Below are 16523 nucleotides of genomic sequence, written 5' to 3' on the forward strand. Positions count from 1 at the left end.
GCGGTAAGGAGAATTAAAACGTCTACAAATGAAAAGATAAATAATATTACAGTTTTGAATATAGGGAAAGTAACACCAATATATAGGGTTTTAAGAGCATTAAAATATGCGCAAGTCATATAAAAAGCATGATAAGTTGAAGTATTAAATTAACTAAGTTTCAGGGGTTGTCTTAAAAAAATCCTACAGTATCTTGACACTATCATTTATTCTTCTTCACTTGACATAATAATTAAAAGCATTTACAATTAATTTGTAATTGAACAATTGATATATTTTATGAACATTTTTGGAGGTTTATTATGGAAGAAAATATTCGTTTACTAATAAAAGTAGCGCTTTTATATTACAATGAAAAATTAACGGAACAGGAAATTTCAGCTAGATTAGGAATATCTCGCCCGAAAGTTTCACGTTTATTAAAAAAAGCTTTGGAAATTGGAATTGTTGAAATCAAAATAAATACAAACAATGATTTGACATCTATGGAAAAAGAAATCGAAAAAAAGTATAAATTACAAGAAGTTAAAATTGTAGAATACAAGACAGAAGAAAATGAACTCTTAAAAAAAGAATTGGGCAAAGCAGCAGCAGAATTATTAGTGAGAATTATTAAAAATGGGGACATAATAGGAGTCTCATGGGGTACTACTATTGCATTAATCCCCCAATTTATTAAGATAAATAAAAAATTAAATACGTGCTTGTTTGTACCCCTTGTAGCTGGATTAGGACAAGCTCCTTATGAAATACAAGCGAATAATATTGCAATAGAATTTGCAAAAGCATTTGGTGCTAAATGGCAATTACTTCATGCCCCAGCAATCGTTGAAAATCTAGAAGTAAAAAAAAGTATTTTGTCTGATAGTATGGTAAAAAAATCTTTGGAAATCGCTGCTAAGGCAGATGTTGCAATTGTCGGAATTGGAGGACCAATAAATACTTCTACTATTTTAGAAAGTGGCTATTTCGGAGAAAATGAAATAAATGAACTTAATAGGGAAGGTGCAATTGGTGATATTTGCTCTAGATTTTTCGATATTAATGGCAATATATGTGAAAGAGCAGAAATTAACAACAGAATAATAGGTATTTCTCTGGAACAATTAAAGCAAATTAAACGTGTAGTAGGAGTAGCCGGTGGTAAAAATAAAATTCAGGCTATTAAAAGTGCTTTAAAAGGTGGTTATATAAATATTTTAGTTACTGATACTGTAACAGCCGAAGAATTACTAAAAGATTAAATTTCTTTTAATTTAAAAAGATAAGCAAAAGGAAATTCGTATACTTAAATGGAATTCCTTTTGCTTATCTTTATGTGTTAGTTTACTGGTTTTATAATTACTTTCAATGCCTTACCACTAGAAGCAAATTCAAAGGCTTCTTTATACTCTGAGATATTGAAGGTTGTTGTTATAAGTTTTGATGTATTAATTCTGCCATCTTTAATTAATTTTAATACTTTTTTCATATGAATTACAGTTGAATCAGATGTTCCATGTACAAAGAGTTCTTTATAGTGAATGAGATTGCTGTCAATGGAAATATAGGAATTGCCTTTTGAAAGCCCTCCAAAAAAATTTATACGTCCTCGCTTTTTAGCAACTAATAATGCTTGTTCTTGGGCTTCTCGTGAAGGAGCTGCCACAATCACAACATCAGCACCTTGTCCCTTTGTTACTTTTAATACATTACTTATAAAATCTTCCTTTTGAGGGTTTATTACTCTATCTGCTATATTTAGCTGTTTAACTATTTCTATTCTATCTTCCAAAATTTCAGAAATTATTACTTCAGCTGCCCCCAAAATTCTTGCTATAATAGCATGAAATACTCCTACAGGACCAGCTCCTATTATAACTACTGTATCATTCAAACCTACTTGAGATAATTCTTGACCATTTAAAACGCAAGAAATAGGTTCTACAATAGCAGCAGCATCATAATTCACATTATCAGGTATCGGTATAACTCCTCCTGTTTTCACCAATTGAGAAGGAACTGCTACATACTCAGCAAAACATCCGTCATATTGATATGATAAAGCCGTTTTGTTATCACAAAGGTTCGTAATACCTTTCAAGCAATAATCGCATTTTCCACAGGGCACTGTAACAGATAATAATACACGATCTCCTATTTTAAAATCATGTACTCCTTGTCCAATTTTTACTATTTCTCCTGCTGCTTCATGTCCTAAAACCCTTGGTAATGTCATGCCATGAGAAGAACCCCCGGCTTTGACATTTCTCAAATCACTTCCGCATATAGCGCAGGAATGAATTTTCACTAGAAGTTCTCCTTCTTTAATTTCAGGAATAGGTATATCTTCATACCTTAAATCATTAGGACCATATAATCTCAGAGCTTTCATAATCCATCAATCCTTTTTATTTTTTAGGCTCTATTCGAGCTACCACATAATTCTATTTTACTTTTTACTAATTCTTTCATAAATAACAATGGTTTTTCGAATATTTCAGAAAGAGCTACATATTCATTAGCTGTAGCAATAGTTTCTTTTATTCCTTTTATAAAAGCGACTCGTAACTCTGTTGCAATATTTACTTTTGATATTCCTGTAATAATTGCCTCTTTAACCTGTTCTTCAGGAGTATATGAACCACCATGAAGCACCAACGGAGTTTCTGTAATCTTTGCTATTTCTTTTAATCTAGGAATATCTAAATGAGGGTCTCCTTTATAAAGCCCATGTGCCGTCCCTATTGCTACAGCCAAAGCATCGACCTGTGTCTCTTTTACAAACTTATCAACTTCTTTGGGAATTGTCAAAAAACTCATTATAGTTTCTTCGCTGTCTGAAAGTCCAACACCAACATGGCCTAATTCAGCTTCTACAGTTATTCCAGCAGAATGTGCGAGTTTAACAACTTGGCGTGTAATTTCAATATTTTTCTCTAAAGGAAGTGTAGAAGCATCTATCATTACCGAATTAAATCCTAAAGAAACATATTTTATCACAGTTTCTATATCAGGCCCATGATCTAAATGCAAACAAATTGGAATTCTAGAATGCGCCGCCACTTCTTTTATCATCGGAACAATATAACGTAAGTACCCATCTTTCACATCCGTATCCAAAATCATTACAATAATTGGAGATCTTAATTCTTCTGCTGTTTCTGCAACCGCTTTAAAAGTAGTTAAGTCATTAACATCAAACGCAGGAACTGCATATTTATTTTTGCGCGTCTCTGCTAGAATTTCTCGTAAATTAACAAGCATTTTATCAATCCTCTCTTTACTTATTCTTCATTCTTCTTTTTAGACTTAGCAATGTCTTTAACTTCTCCCAATAATCTATAAGGTTTCGTAATTATCCTTGCAGGTAAAGAAAAGAGAAAATCAGTAATATCTTTTTGGAGTTCTTCTGTCATCCTTTGGGGCTTAGTTAATATCCTTTCTATGAATTCCTCCGTAAAATTTTTCTTTGCACTCTCTTCATTTATTTCCAATTCTGTACCACATTTCTCACATTTAATTCTTTTTATTGTATCTCCTTCATAAGTTATAGTATGTTCTGTCTCCTCATTGCAGTGAAGGCAATAAAGCATCCCTTTCATATAAGTGTACATGTCTATCACTTCCTAATTTTTTTCATAATTATAGCATAAGTTGTAGTGGGTCTTCTAATATTTCTTTTATTCTCTTTAAAAATTTTGCTGCTAAAGCTCCATCTATTACTCTATGGTCTGATGACAATGTCACTTCCATTATTGGCTTTATTTCAATTTGTCCGTTTTGTACCATCGGCATGTCTTTTATTTTGCCTACAGCAAGTATTGCCACTTCCGGTTGGTTTATTATTGCCGTAAATCTTGTTACATCAAACATTCCAAGATTTGATATTGTAAAACTGCCACCACTGTATTCGTCTGGGGTGAGTTTTCCTTCTCTTGCTTTTTCTATAAGTTGCCTTTCTTCATATGCTATTTCGCTTAAACCTTTTTTGTCAGCTTCTCTTATCACTGGAACTATTAACCCTTCTTCTAATGCTACAGCAAGTCCTATGTTTATTTGGTCTTTTAAAATTATTTGGTCATTATCCACAAAGGAGTTTATTATAGGATATTTTTTTATTGCTAAAGCTACAGCTTTTATTATAAAGGTGTTTATGGATATTTTTGCGTTTTGTACTTTTTCGCTTAGAGTCTCTCTCAGTTTTAAAACTTCTTCCATATTTATCTCCATTGTCACATAATAGTGAGGCGCAATATTCATGCTTTTCTGCATCTTATCTGCAATTATTCCCCTCATGCCTGTAAGCAATATTGTTTTTGTATAGGAAACTGGTTGAGACTTTGGTTCTTCTTGAGTTGGTAGCTTTCTTTGTTGTAAGTTTTTAAGGTATTCTTCTACATCTTTTCTCTGAATCCTGCCAGAAGGTCCACTTCCTTTTATTTGTGTTAGGTCTATTCCGTGTTCTTTTGCTATTTTCCTTGCTACAGGGGTTGCTCTTGGTTTTGTAGGTTTTAAGGTTTGCTGTTGTTCTAAGATAGGTTCTTTGGCTTCTACTGCTTCTTTTTGTTGAGGCTCTTTTTGTTCTTCTACAACGTTTGATTGTTTTAATAGGTCTTCTATGTTTTCGCCTTGTTGTCCTATTATTGCTATTGGCTGGTTTACTTGCACTGTTTCTCCTTCTTTTGCAAGTATTTTTAAAAGAACTCCACTGAAGGAGGCTTCTTCTTCCATTGTGACTTTATCTGTTTCTATTTCTAAAAGCGGTTCTCCCTGTGCTACTCGTTCCCCTTCATTCTTTAACCATTTTGTTATTTTGCCACTTGTCATTGTCATTCCTAGTTTGGGCATTGTGACTATGTTTGCCATTGTATCACCTCTATTTATCAAATATGCTTCTTACTTTCTGTACTATATATTCTGTTTGAGGTACAGCCGCTCTTTCTAATTGTGGGTTGTAGGGTATTGGTACATTTTTACCTGCTAATCTTTGTATTGGATAATCTAAATAGTCAAAGGCTTCACTTTCTACTAATTTTGATAATACTTCTGCTCCCCAACCGTAATTTTTGTTGTCATCTTCTACTATTAGTATTTTACCTGTCTTTATTGCTGATTTAACTATTGTTTCTTCATCCAATGGAGACAGACTTTTTATGTCTATGACTTCTGCGTCTATTCCATAGGTTTTGAGTTCTTCTGCCGCTTCCAAAGACCTTGGAACTGTTATAGACCCAGCTATTATGGTTATGTCTTTTCCTTCTCTTTTTACTTCGGCTTTCCCTATGGGTACAATGTAGTCCTCTTCTGGCACTTCTCCTTTTGTCCAGTATAAGAGTTTATGCTCGAAAAATAGTACTGGATTATCATCTCTTACAGCTGCTTTCAGCATCCCTTTTACGTCATAAGGTGTTGCTGGCATTACTACTTTCAACCCTGGAATATGTGCAAATATTGCAGGAAAACTTTGAGAGTGTTGGGCTGCTGCCCCCGTACCTGAACCCATAGGTGTCCTTATTACCATCGGTACTTTTAATTGACCTCCTGTCATGTACCTCAGTTTAGCCGCTTGGTTTACTATCCATTCCATAGGAAAAGTTAAAAAATCCGAAAACATTATTTCTACTATTGGTCGCATTCCTACTAGTGCCGCACCTACCGCTGCCCCTACTATTCCTGCTTCAGATATTGGGGTTTCTATTAGCTTGTCTTTGTATTTTTCATACATTCCTTTGGTAACACCAAAAGCTCCTCCGTATATCCCAATATCTTCTCCCATCATAAAGACATTAGGATCTCTGTCAAATTCTTCTCTTATGGCTTCTGCTAATGCATCTATATAGAGCTTTTCTGTCATTGTTTCTCCCTCCTTATGCATAAACATATTTTGCTAGGTCTTCTATTCGTGGATCAGGACTATTTATTGCAAATTGATACGCTTCTTCTATTTCCTGCTCTACTTTTTTGTTTATCTCTTCCAGCTCATCTTTTGTTATATCTGTGGTTTCTTCGAGGTATTTTTCAAATCTCTTTATTGGGTCTTTTTTCTTCCATTCTTCTTCCTCTTCTCTTGTCCTATAAACCCTTGGATCGCTCTTGGAATGGCCTAACCATCTGTATGTTTTGCTCTCTATTAGTGTAGCCCCTTCACCTCTTCTTGCTCTATCTACCGCCTCTTTTACTGCTTTGTATACTTCTACTATGTCATTGCCATCTACTATTACACCAGGCATGTTGTAGGACTCTGCTCTTTGGGCTATATCTTTTACTGCTGTGGATTTAGATACTGGATTTGACATTCCATAAAGGTTGTTTTCGCATATATACACAACTGGAAGTTTCCATAAACCCGCCATGTTTAGCGATTCGTGAAACACTCCTTCGTTTGCTGCCCCATCTCCAAAAAAGCAAATGGTGACTTTGTTGTCCTTTTTCAATTTTGATGCTAAAGCGGCTCCTGTTGCTATTGGTATTCCTCCCGCTACTATTCCATTGGCTCCTAAATTACCAGTAGAAACATCTACTATATGCATGGAGCCTCCTCTTCCTTTGCAGTAGCCTGTCTCTTTGCCTAATAGTTCTGCCATCATTTTTTTAAGGTCTGCTCCCTTTGCGATTGTATGTCCGTGTCCTCTATGAGTACTTGTTATATAGTCATCTGGGTTTAAAGCTGCACATGCTCCTACCGCCGTTGCTTCTTCTCCTACGTATAGATGGCATGTCCCCCATATCATATTTTTCTTGAAAAGTTCGTCTACTTTTAATTCAAATTGCCTTATTTCTACCATCTTTTGATACATCCATAGCAATTTTTCTTTTGATAGTTCCATAGGTTAAAACCTCCTTTTTCCCTTTTTGTGTTCCCTTCTTCAGGTGCTATGCATATGAATTATAAGACTTTGTCTCCCGTGTTGATGAATTAATGAAGCTTATTGAGAAATTGATAAATTTGTTACCCAAGTAAAGAATCTTGTAACTTACGCAATTGAACTACTATAGAATTATTATCTAATTCTACATCATCATAAGTTATTATTTCGTCTTTCTTTATGTTTCGCTTAACCTTTGTATTTTTATTAACTAATCCTATTGGTAAAGCATTTATAACTTTTGCACTTTCATATTTTTCTATTAAACCATAAATAGTATACATGCCTATACCATCTAAAAATTCTCCTTCTTTTAGATCTCTTTTAGCAACAGCAACTGTTTCTGAAAATGGTTTTCCTTTAGGAGCAATAGTATGCTCATGATAAATGTAAGCACGAACTGCAGAAATTGGAGTTTCTATGCTTGTAAGATGGTAAGGTCTATAAAGAAGATAATTAGGACCTTCTCCCATTTTTAAATATCGCAATTCTTCATTGATAGCTTCCAGAGAAGTCCTTACTATTACAAAAACCCCAGGAGCAACTCCATTTACATATTCAACCACTTTATAAGAATTTAAAACTCCTCCCTCTTTTGTCAACTTAAGTATATCAACTAAATTCTCCCATTTTCCATTTACACCATGCATACCTCTTACATCTGGTAAAAAACCAGTAGCATTAGACACACATGTCATTTCTACCATTGTTTTTGTGCCATCTACAAAAGATGTAAGCATTTTAGGATTTGCTTTTTCTTTTTGAGCACGTTCTATTTGCGAATCGGGAATTGCATGCCTATCAACAGGATTATTTTTTCCCTTTCCTATTACAAGAACTTCAAATCCTAGCCCATCTGCAAAATCATATAACTCTTTTACAGCACCAGGTTCATCGCCTGCTGAGACAGTATAAACTACTCCCGCACTATCAGCCATCTTTTTAAGAATGGGACCTATAGTTACATCAGTTTCAACATTAAGCATTACAATATGTTTTCGATTAAGAACAGCACTATAAGCTACTCTCGCACCTACTTCTGGAACACCAGTAGCTTCTATTACTACATCCACGCTAGGAGTAGAGGTAACAATTTCTGCATATTTTGTTACAACAAAATATCCATGTTCGATAAATCTTTGTGCTTCTTTTATATCGTCTGCTACTTTTATATCTTCTTCTTTAATTCCAGCTAATATATAAGCATTTATTGCATTTTCTAATATAATATCTGAAACTATACAAGCTTTTATACCCTTCATTAAAAACATTTGACTTACCATACCTCTACCCATTTGCCCTGCTCCAACAAGTCCAATGTTAATAAACTTTCCTTCTGATTCTAATTTTTCTAAGTGATAATTCAAATTTAACATATTAATTTCCATCCTTTCTATAAATTTTTAATATTGTACCTATTTTTATATTCGGTAAAACACCCTTTAATCGTATATCACCAGGTAGCAGAGAAGTAACATTTTCGAATTTTAGAGTACAATGTCCAAGCAGCTGAAGATTTTTATTAACTTCTGAACCTACTTCTTCAATTTCAAATAACTGCCCATCAATTACCAAGAAGTCTCCTCTTTCCACTTCTCCTTTTAGCTCTTCAATAGTATGCAAAAAAGAAATTTCCGCAAGTTCCGGTGGCGCATCTTCATTAAAAATTATAGCTAAACCTATTTGTGCTAACTCTTGAGCTTGTACTCCTATTTTTGTAATTTTGGTTTCGTATATTACCATTTGCTCCCTCCTCTGTGATTTGAACAATTGTTCTATTAAAGAAAGTTTGTTCAACTAAATTATACCCCTTCAATTTTTCTCTGTCAAATACAATTTCTAAAAATGAGAAATAATAGAGCAGAGTATTCTGCCCTATTATTTCTATTTTCTTTAATATAAACCAAAGCTAAACAAATAAGCAATTAATACCGCAATGGGACCTGTAAATAATCTTGATATTAGAATAGCACTTACACCAATAGAATTAGTTTCCGGTTTAGCTTCCCCTAAACTCAACCCTACAGGTATAAAGTCACATCCAACTTGTGGATCTATTGCAAATAGAGCCGGTAAAGCAAACTGTGGAGGAATTGTACCTTTTCCAATTTCTACTCCTAATAACACCCCAATTACTTGAGCAATTACAGCACCTGGCCCTAACAAAGGTGAAAGTAATGGGAAACCTGCAATTATAGAAATAATCAATAATCCCACTATATTGTTAGCAAGAGGAGCTATTAAATTTGCTAATGCTTTTCCTATTCCAGTAGCATTTATTATTCCAATTATAGTAGCAACAAAAGCCATAAAAGGTATTATATTTCTTAACAATTGATCAATTGTTTTTCTTCCAGCTTGATACAAAGTACCTACAACTCCGCCCATTGCTCTTCCAAATCGCTCAAGTATATTCCCTTTTGGCAAACCATTGTGTTTTATTTCTGGTTTTGGAGTAAAAGTCTCTTTTTTGGATTCATCTGAGATAATCTGAATATTCGAAATATTATTCTCGCTTTCATCTGCTAAAGAAATATCATTTTCTCGGACTCCAGAAACATAAATATCTTCTACAATATAGTCGGCAAGAGGTCCAGTAGGTCCAACGGGAGTTAAATTTATTGTGGGAATTCTTTTCTTAGGATATACACCTGCTCTTGCAGTACCACCACAGTCAATTACTACACAACATATTTCATCTTCTGGTACCGGATTTCTAAAGCCATCTATTGCTACACCTCCCGTAAGTTCAGCAATTCGTTGCGCAATAGGATGAATGCCTCCTCCTGTAATAGAAGCTATTTTATTTTTCTTTTCAGTAGGTTTAATTATTAAAGGTCCTCCCCACCCATTGCTGCCTTTTTTAATAATAACCGCTCTATACATACTTCACACCCCCTTATAATTCAATACCTTGTTGTTTTGCCAATCGTAGTGTTAATTTTTCTGTAACAATACCGCGTATGAAAATAACGATTACACCAACTAAAAAATATCTTATTGCTAATCCTCCTATAGGTAATCCCAATTTTTCAACACCATGTGCTATTCCTAGGTATACAAACAGTTCTGCTGGATTAGCATGTGGAAACAAGCCTGTAATAGGATGTACAAATGAAACAGCAGCGTCATAAAATGCAGGTTTATATTTTTCAGGTAAAAATCTACCAAAAGTATACGCCATAGGATTAGTTAAGAAAAAGACTGCTACTATTGGCATCACAGTATATCTTAGAATTGCATACTTACCCAACGACATTCCCCAGCTATTAACTCTTTCTTCACCAATAAACATTATTAAAGCATTGACCGCTGTCATTAAAGTAACAAGAGTAGGTATTATACCTGTCAGCAGTCCAACAAATGTTTTCCCTCCTTCTTGAAACACACCTATAAAAGCTTGTGCAAAATCAGCAAGATAACTCATCTTTCAACACTCCTTTTTACACTTAGTTAATTTTTATAATAATATTATTTTTCTGGTTTTTTGTAATCTTTATCCCTCCTTTCTAACATTATTTTTGTGTCAATAATTAAAATAATTGTTTACAAATAATTTTTAACAAAGCACCATTTAAACTTAATCCTTTTCATTGAGAATTGAAATATTTGCAATAGCTTTTTCATATGCTTGTTTAATAGGGTTACTCAACAACATTTTATTAGTTTCATCCAAAAGATTTTTGTTAATTAATTCCTCAAGTCTTCTAAACCGAGCTAATACTGTTATTCCATTTAAAACCATACAATCTATTATTTTATAGTTACTATCAACAGCCATTATTAGAATCGCTCCACTGGAAAAATATCCTTTCTTAGTACCAACGACCAGTTTCCCTTTAGTGGCTAATTTATTACTAACTTCATGATAATTTTTTATTTGAAAATAAGTAAATATACTCTGAATAATCCACAATATCCCTATTACCAAAAGAATATTCTTGAAATCCATATCAACCAACCTCTTTATTGAACATTTGATATTTTAAATTTCATTTGTTCAGTTTATTTCATTATATCAAACGAGCTCTAAAATTGTCAATACATTTTAAATATTTCTTTAAATTGTTTTTTATTTAACAATTAGATTTTAAACATTTGCTAATTATTATTTTTCGAGTTGCAACTTTTTTTATAATCTTCAATCAAAAATAGATATAAAAATAGTCCCAATACACACCTTTTTTTGTGTATTGGGACTATTTTACGTATACCTTATTCCTCTACAAAATATTTTCCTTCACGGATATCGAAGATTATCTTTATAATTTTATCTGTCAATAATTCGAAAATTTTTTCACCCTTTTCTTTTGTTGCAAGAGTAGCATCTCCAGACATGGCATTTTCATAAAGTACTTTTCCTCTGTCTTTAAAGTAAACCCTATAAAGAGGCTTTTTTAAATTTTTTGTCGCTTTATCCATTTGAACAAGTCTTTCATCGTAATATAAAATGGCAGATGTTTCATCTTCTCCTGCATGGCCTTGACCTTGTGTGATAGTAAGTATTTCCTTTGTAAAGTCCAGCCACCAATTTATTGTTAAAACTACCATTCCAAGCTGGACTAGCTTTTCACTGGCAAGATTGAGAGCATTTATGTTTCCCCCATGTCCGTTTAAAAAAATAAGTTTTTTAAGTCCATTTTCATATAAGCTTTTACCCACTGCATACACGTACTCCGCTAATACTTCTGAAGGCACATGAATTGTGCCAGGGTAGACAGATAAGTCGTAACTTTGCCCATATGGTATTTCAGGTGCAATCCACACATAATCGCCAATTTTTCTTTCAATCATCTCACAAAAAAGTCTAGGCGAAAAAATATCAGTTCCCAAAGGAAGGTGATGTCCATGAGCCTCAACAGAGCCTACAGGAATTATAACTATATCTGATTTTTGCAAGTTTTTTTGAAAGTCATCAGAAGCATAGTTTATTAAATACATGTAACTCCTCTCCCTATTTTGATTATTACAAATTAAGGGTATCATAATTCAAATCAAATTTAAATATACCTACATCATTCTCATCATAATATTTTTCCTCCTTTCTTCCTTTCAAAAATAATTATACACCGCCATTATGAAAAACTTATGAACCAGTTTTTATAGGAGAATTTTAACAGTAAACTTACTCCCTTTATTTATCTCGCTTTCAACGTTCATTTTGCCTCCATGGGCTAGTACTATGGCTTTTGCAATCGAAAGCCCTATTCCACTTCCACCTGTTTCACGATTTCTTGATTTTTCTCCTCTGTAAAACCTTTCAAAAATAAAAGGAATATCATCTTTTGATATGCCCATTCCATTATCTTCTACAATAAATACTGCATAATCGCCATCTTTATAAAAGTCTATTTTTATTTTGCACCTACAGGAGTATATTTATTTGATTTCTCCCTTGGCTAAGCGTATATCAAGTATTTTCTTTGCTTCATCCACTTTGTTTGCATTTAAATTATTAATCATTCTTTGCAGGTCACCTGTTTTGTACAAATAAAAGCCAATTGCCAAGATTAATATAAAACCCATACTTTTCAACTCCTTTCTATTTATCGAAAAATTGTTAACTTGCTTTCAACTTTATTTTAAAACTTACTTTTGAAAAAAATATGAAGAGAAAATAAATACAGTTTAATTAAAATAATTTCCAAAAGTAGGCGATTAGATTTTTGCGAACTGTGATGTATAATATATTAAAAGAAGTTTATCAAACTATTTTCATAAGCCAAGTTAAGGTACGCTCGCGGTGAAATTACTTCAGACGAGTATACAGGAATAGTTAAAATGTTAAAAAAATAAGCTAAATAATTTGGCATTATTGCTGTTTACATTGCTCCTATTGACATTTTATGATAAATTTTTTACAATATATTGAGTAGAGGGGAGTAGTTCGCATAGCTTATATGTGGTAAAGTCAACATATCGGGAAACCCTGGCTTTACCTTAAAGAACGAGACCTTTACATAATATGTTTTACATATTATGTAAAGGTCTTAATTTATTTATAGAGGAAATATAATAGTTGGGGAGGCAATAAAATGGAGGCACTTGTCACATCATTTATCCTTATCTTTACTTCTGAGATGGGAGATAAGTCACAGCTCATGTCAATGGCCTTTGCTACTCTTTTTAAAGTAAGGACTGTTCTTATAAGTATATTTATCGCAGCCTTGATAAACAATGGTATTGCTGTGATATTTGGTTCGTATATCACCGAATACATTCCCATTTTTTATATAAAATTTTCAGCTGCTTTATTATTTTTGTTTTTTGGAATTTCAACTTTAATAGAGGAAGAAACAAAACAGGAAAAAATAAAAAATTCAAAATACAGTCCTGTTGCAACTATTATAAGTACATATGTACTATCAGAATTTGGAGACAAAACGCAATTGGCTGCTATAGCTTTGACTGCATCATACAACAGTCCTCTGTACATATTAATAGGTACTATGCTTGGGATATTTTTAGCAGATATATTAGGAATAATTGTAGGTATCTATTTCAATAAAAAAATTCCCTCTCAATACTTAAAATATCTATCTTCTTTCATATTCATCGCCTTTGGCCTTTCTACTTTGTATAAATTGTTTTTCTAAGCCAAAAACGGGTACTTAAATTGTACCCGTTTTTGGCCCTCTCATCGGAAGTTTTACCTGCCGTAACAGAAAACCATATTGCCTATTCTTGCCGCTATAGGAAGTGACCACAACCACGCATTAGTAGAACTTTGGTCAAAATAATACAATGCTCCGTTTGTTGGGTCAACACCACTTAACGCATCTCTTGCTGCACTTATAGCGTCAGCTGAGGCAGGTCTATTTATCCACCCATTTAACACAGGAGTAAATTGGTAATTTCCGTATGCATCGACTTGATATATCACGTCTTTTATAGTATTAGGGAAAATACCACTTTTAACTCTGTTTATTACTACGGCCGCAACTGCTACTTTAGCCTGGTATGGTTCTCCATCTGCTTCCGCGGTAACAAGTCGCGCAAGGAGGTCAAATTCCTCTTTTGTGTAGGGTATTACACCCCTTTCAATAGAACCTCTGCTGACATCCTGATATGTCCTATTAGAAGAAGTATCACGAGGTATAATAAAGACTTGTCCAGGATATATTATGTCGCTTTTGTATCCGTTTGCAGATTTGAGCATATCAACAGTAATGCCGTATTTTAAAGCAATTAAGTACAAGCTGTCACCTTTTTGGACAACATATGTGTTATCACTACCCGGCACTTGTAAAACTTGCCCTGGATATATTATTGTACTTTGAAGGCCGTTTAAAGACATCAGCTTAGTATAGGTAGTTCCGTATTTTTGACTTATACCCCATAAGGTATCGCCGGGTTTAACTGTGTAAGTTGCGGCAAATACTGATTGGGAAATAAACAATCCGGCTATAATTGATACGATGAGAGGTTTGACCTTGATGCGAATATTAAACATGTTGTTCCCCCTTTTGCCTCCGAGGTTAGTTGACGGGTTCGGGTTAGGGACACCCTACCACAAAAGTGGATTCACCCCAATTTAGTTCCCCCGTACCCCTTATCGGGGATTCGGCATATTTTTAACTAAATTATAGCCGGATATTTAACTTGTGTCCATATTAAACTGGTGGAAAGATAGGTAATGTTATGGTAAATTCACTGCCTTTCCCTAATTCACTTTTTACAATAACACTTCCTCTGTGTTCTTCGATAATCCATTTAGCAATAGCTAATCCCAACCCTGCACCACCTGTCTCTTTAGCTCTCGCTTTATCTACCCTGTAAAACCTATCAAAAATATGTGGAATATCTTCTTGTGGTATGCCTATGCCATCATCTTTAATTTTTATATAGGCTTTTGAATTATCTTTCCCCATTTCAATTTCTATATTGCCATCTGAAGAAGTGTATTTTGCTGCATTGTCTAAAAATATCCTTATAAGCTCTTTAATGAGTTTTTTGTCAGCCGTTATATTTATATCATTTTGCCCTTTCACAACTATATTTTTGTTTTCATTTAACATTTTTATTTCCTCTGCAACTTCTTTTATTACATCCTTTAAATTAAACTCTTCCTTATTTAACTTTATCGATTTATTGTCTCCTTTTGCCAACAGAAGGAGTCTTTCGATGAGATGTTCCATGTCTAACGTCTCTTTTTTAATCGCCTCTATGGCCTCTTGCAATACAGCCTTGTCATCTTTTCCCCATCTATCCAACATGTCAATATACCCTTTTATTACAGAAATTGGGGTTCTAAGTTCGTGAGAAGCATCTGAGACAAACATGTTCTGCCTTTTAAAAGAATCTTCCAACCTATCCAGCATGTCATTAAAGGTTTTTGCTAATCTTGTAAGTTCATCGTCTTCTCCATATATTTTAAGTCTTTTATTTAACCCATAGGCATCTATCTCTCTTACTTCTTTTGTCATATAATCCACAGGTCTTAAAGCCTTCTTCGTAACGAAATATCCTGCAATAAAGGACACAAAAATTCCTGCCGCATCCGCAAAAAACATCAAAATAAAAAGTAGTTTCAAAAACAAATATTCATTTTCCATGTCCTTTATCACTTGGATGTAGAAGACTTTATCGTCGCTTTTAAAAATGGTATTGATGTAAGTCAAATCCTTATCATATTTGTCAATTTTAATAGGAATATCTATATTTACATCGTGAGGAATATTAATTTTTTCTAATCTTTTAGAAGAATAAATGACATTCCCTTTTTCATCAAATATTTTTGTATAAATATTTTCATGTGGTATGCTTGAAAAAATCAAATCTTTTTCAGATAATTTGACGTCTCCTTTTATTTCCCCCAGTTTACTTTTTATAGCCTCTGCCTGGCTTGTTACTTGGTCCATTGCTTGGTATATTAAATAATATTTTAAGCCGTAAAGCACAGAAGCATTAAGCACAACCAGTATTACTGAAAAAACTACAGAATAAAGAAGAGCTATCCTTAAAGTTATACGGCGGGGCCACAACTTAATCTTCATCTTTATCCTCCTTCAAAGTGTACCCCACTCCTCTTATGGTGTGGATTAACTTCAGGTCAAAAGGGTCGTCAATTTTGCTCCTCAAATACCTTATATATACATCCACTATGTTAGTATCTCCATAATAATCATAGCCCCACACGCACTCAAGGATTTTTTCCCTTGTCAAAGCTATATTCGCATTTTTAATTAAAAACTCTAAAAGGTCAAATTCTTTCTTTGTAAGTTCAATTTTTATACCCGCTCTTCTTACTTCATGAGTTGTCAAATCCATAGTGATGTCGCTATATCTTAACACATCTTTTTTAAGATGCGGCTTTTTCTTTCTCAAAGCAGCCCTCACTCTTGCAAAAAGCTCTTCTATAGAAAAGGGTTTTGTCACATAGTCATCAGCTCCAATGTCAAGTCCTTCCACTTTGTCTTTTACTTCGTACTTGGCAGTAAGCATTATAACAGGTATGTCAGAATGTTCTCTTATTTTTTTTAAAACTTCAAATCCATCAATTCCCGGAAGCATTATGTCCAAAAGCACAAGGTCATAATCTCCTTCTAATGCCTCCTTTAAGCCAGAAGGTCCATCGTAAGTCACAGTGACAGTATATCCTTCATGTTCAAACTCCAATTGTAAAAAACGGGCTATGTGCTTTTCATCCTCTATGATAAGTATCTTTTCTTTCAT

At 33.7% G+C, this 16523-nt stretch carries 19 protein-coding genes, 2 pseudogenes and 1 riboswitch; of the genes and pseudogenes, 4 read left to right on the forward strand and 17 right to left on the reverse strand.

Annotated elements, in window-relative coordinates:
- Together BUB32_RS07735 and BUB32_RS07740 are read left to right on the forward strand one after the other, a co-directional pair.
- A partial coding sequence (locus tag BUB32_RS07735) for a UPF0236 family protein (protein ID WP_143152797.1) occupies nucleotides 1–123 on the forward strand: 123 nt, incomplete at its 5' end.
- A gap of 179 nt (nucleotides 124–302) precedes the next feature.
- The gene (locus BUB32_RS07740) at nucleotides 303–1244 is read left to right on the forward strand and encodes a sugar-binding transcriptional regulator (protein ID WP_072968896.1); all 942 of its coding nucleotides are present in this window, start codon (nucleotides 303–305) and stop codon (nucleotides 1242–1244) included.
- 77 nt (nucleotides 1245–1321) lie between these two features.
- Here the strand turns inward: BUB32_RS07740 and BUB32_RS07745 are convergent, their stop codons facing one another.
- The 14 genes and pseudogenes from BUB32_RS07745 to BUB32_RS12965 all read right to left on the reverse strand — a co-directional run bounded on the left by BUB32_RS07745 (nucleotide 1322) and on the right by BUB32_RS12965 (nucleotide 12374).
- The gene (locus tag BUB32_RS07745; protein WP_072968897.1) at nucleotides 1322–2374 is read right to left on the reverse strand and encodes a zinc-dependent dehydrogenase; all 1053 of its coding nucleotides are present in this window, start codon (nucleotides 2372–2374) and stop codon (nucleotides 1322–1324) included.
- Between the two features lie 23 nt (nucleotides 2375–2397).
- The gene (locus BUB32_RS07750) at nucleotides 2398–3246 is read right to left on the reverse strand and encodes a class II fructose-bisphosphate aldolase (RefSeq protein ID WP_072968898.1); all 849 of its coding nucleotides are present in this window, start codon (nucleotides 3244–3246) and stop codon (nucleotides 2398–2400) included.
- Between the two features lie 20 nt (nucleotides 3247–3266).
- Complete coding sequence (locus tag BUB32_RS07755) at nucleotides 3267–3596, reverse strand: bh protein (RefSeq protein WP_072968899.1); 330 nt, start codon at nucleotides 3594–3596, stop codon at nucleotides 3267–3269.
- Between the two features lie 28 nt (nucleotides 3597–3624).
- The gene (locus BUB32_RS07760; RefSeq protein ID WP_072968977.1) at nucleotides 3625–4848 is read right to left on the reverse strand and encodes a dihydrolipoamide acetyltransferase family protein; all 1224 of its coding nucleotides are present in this window, start codon (nucleotides 4846–4848) and stop codon (nucleotides 3625–3627) included.
- A 10-nt stretch (nucleotides 4849–4858) separates the two neighbouring features.
- A complete protein-coding gene (locus BUB32_RS07765; RefSeq protein WP_072968900.1) occupies nucleotides 4859–5836 on the reverse strand; it encodes an alpha-ketoacid dehydrogenase subunit beta in 978 nt (325 codons plus the stop codon).
- Between the two features lie 13 nt (nucleotides 5837–5849).
- A complete protein-coding gene (pdhA, locus tag BUB32_RS07770) occupies nucleotides 5850–6809 on the reverse strand; it encodes a pyruvate dehydrogenase (acetyl-transferring) E1 component subunit alpha (protein WP_072968901.1) in 960 nt (319 codons plus the stop codon).
- Between the two features lie 122 nt (nucleotides 6810–6931).
- Nucleotides 6932–8224, reverse strand: a complete 1293-nt coding sequence (locus BUB32_RS07775; RefSeq protein WP_072968902.1) for an NAD(P)H-dependent oxidoreductase — start codon at nucleotides 8222–8224, stop codon at nucleotides 6932–6934.
- 1 nt (nucleotide 8225) lies between these two features.
- On the reverse strand, nucleotides 8226–8591 hold the full coding sequence (locus tag BUB32_RS07780) for a PTS glucitol/sorbitol transporter subunit IIA (RefSeq protein WP_072968903.1): 366 nt from the start codon (nucleotides 8589–8591) through the stop codon (nucleotides 8226–8228).
- A 150-nt stretch (nucleotides 8592–8741) separates the two neighbouring features.
- A complete protein-coding gene (gene srlE / locus BUB32_RS07785; RefSeq protein WP_072968904.1) occupies nucleotides 8742–9734 on the reverse strand; it encodes a PTS glucitol/sorbitol transporter subunit IIB in 993 nt (330 codons plus the stop codon).
- A 13-nt stretch (nucleotides 9735–9747) separates the two neighbouring features.
- Nucleotides 9748–10275: a PTS glucitol/sorbitol transporter subunit IIC gene (gene srlA / locus BUB32_RS07790; RefSeq protein ID WP_072968905.1), complete on the reverse strand. Its 528-nt coding sequence runs from the start codon at nucleotides 10273–10275 to the stop codon at nucleotides 9748–9750.
- A gap of 153 nt (nucleotides 10276–10428) precedes the next feature.
- Nucleotides 10429–10800, reverse strand: coding sequence for a transcriptional regulator GutM (locus BUB32_RS07795; RefSeq protein WP_072968906.1), 372 nt, complete (start codon nucleotides 10798–10800; stop codon nucleotides 10429–10431).
- Nucleotides 10801–11063: 263 nt separating this feature from the next.
- On the reverse strand, nucleotides 11064–11789 hold the full coding sequence (locus BUB32_RS07800; RefSeq protein ID WP_072968907.1) for a creatininase family protein: 726 nt from the start codon (nucleotides 11787–11789) through the stop codon (nucleotides 11064–11066).
- 159 nt (nucleotides 11790–11948) lie between these two features.
- Nucleotides 11949–12235: pseudogene (locus tag BUB32_RS07805) on the reverse strand (sensor histidine kinase); the annotation flags it as partial.
- The gene (locus BUB32_RS12965) at nucleotides 12228–12374 is read right to left on the reverse strand and encodes a hypothetical protein (protein WP_200773864.1); all 147 of its coding nucleotides are present in this window, start codon (nucleotides 12372–12374) and stop codon (nucleotides 12228–12230) included. The pseudogene BUB32_RS07805 and the gene BUB32_RS12965, both read right to left, overlap by 8 nt.
- 195 nt (nucleotides 12375–12569) lie before the next feature.
- On the opposite strand from BUB32_RS12965, the pseudogene BUB32_RS13415 reads away from it, so the two are divergent.
- Nucleotides 12570–12644: pseudogene (locus BUB32_RS13415) on the forward strand (SHOCT domain-containing protein); the annotation flags it as partial.
- 239 nt (nucleotides 12645–12883) lie between these two features.
- A complete protein-coding gene (locus BUB32_RS07810; RefSeq protein ID WP_072968908.1) occupies nucleotides 12884–13444 on the forward strand; it encodes a TMEM165/GDT1 family protein in 561 nt (186 codons plus the stop codon).
- A gap of 53 nt (nucleotides 13445–13497) precedes the next feature.
- Here the strand turns inward: BUB32_RS07810 and BUB32_RS07815 are convergent, their stop codons facing one another.
- The 3 genes from BUB32_RS07815 to BUB32_RS07825 all read right to left on the reverse strand — a co-directional run bounded on the left by BUB32_RS07815 (nucleotide 13498) and on the right by BUB32_RS07825 (nucleotide 16523).
- On the reverse strand, nucleotides 13498–14301 hold the full coding sequence (locus BUB32_RS07815) for a cell wall hydrolase (protein WP_072968909.1): 804 nt from the start codon (nucleotides 14299–14301) through the stop codon (nucleotides 13498–13500).
- Nucleotides 14301–14427: riboswitch (cyclic di-AMP (ydaO/yuaA leader) on the reverse strand. (Overlaps the previous gene by 1 nt.)
- Nucleotides 14428–14461: 34 nt before the next feature.
- A complete protein-coding gene (locus tag BUB32_RS07820; protein WP_072968910.1) occupies nucleotides 14462–15844 on the reverse strand; it encodes a sensor histidine kinase in 1383 nt (460 codons plus the stop codon).
- The gene (locus tag BUB32_RS07825; protein ID WP_072968911.1) at nucleotides 15834–16523 is read right to left on the reverse strand and encodes a response regulator transcription factor; all 690 of its coding nucleotides are present in this window, start codon (nucleotides 16521–16523) and stop codon (nucleotides 15834–15836) included. The genes BUB32_RS07820 and BUB32_RS07825 overlap by 11 nt, the downstream gene beginning before the upstream one ends.

Source organism: Thermoanaerobacter uzonensis DSM 18761, from assembly GCF_900129115.1.
Classification (GTDB): Bacteria; Bacillota; Thermoanaerobacteria; order Thermoanaerobacterales; family Thermoanaerobacteraceae; genus Thermoanaerobacter; species Thermoanaerobacter uzonensis.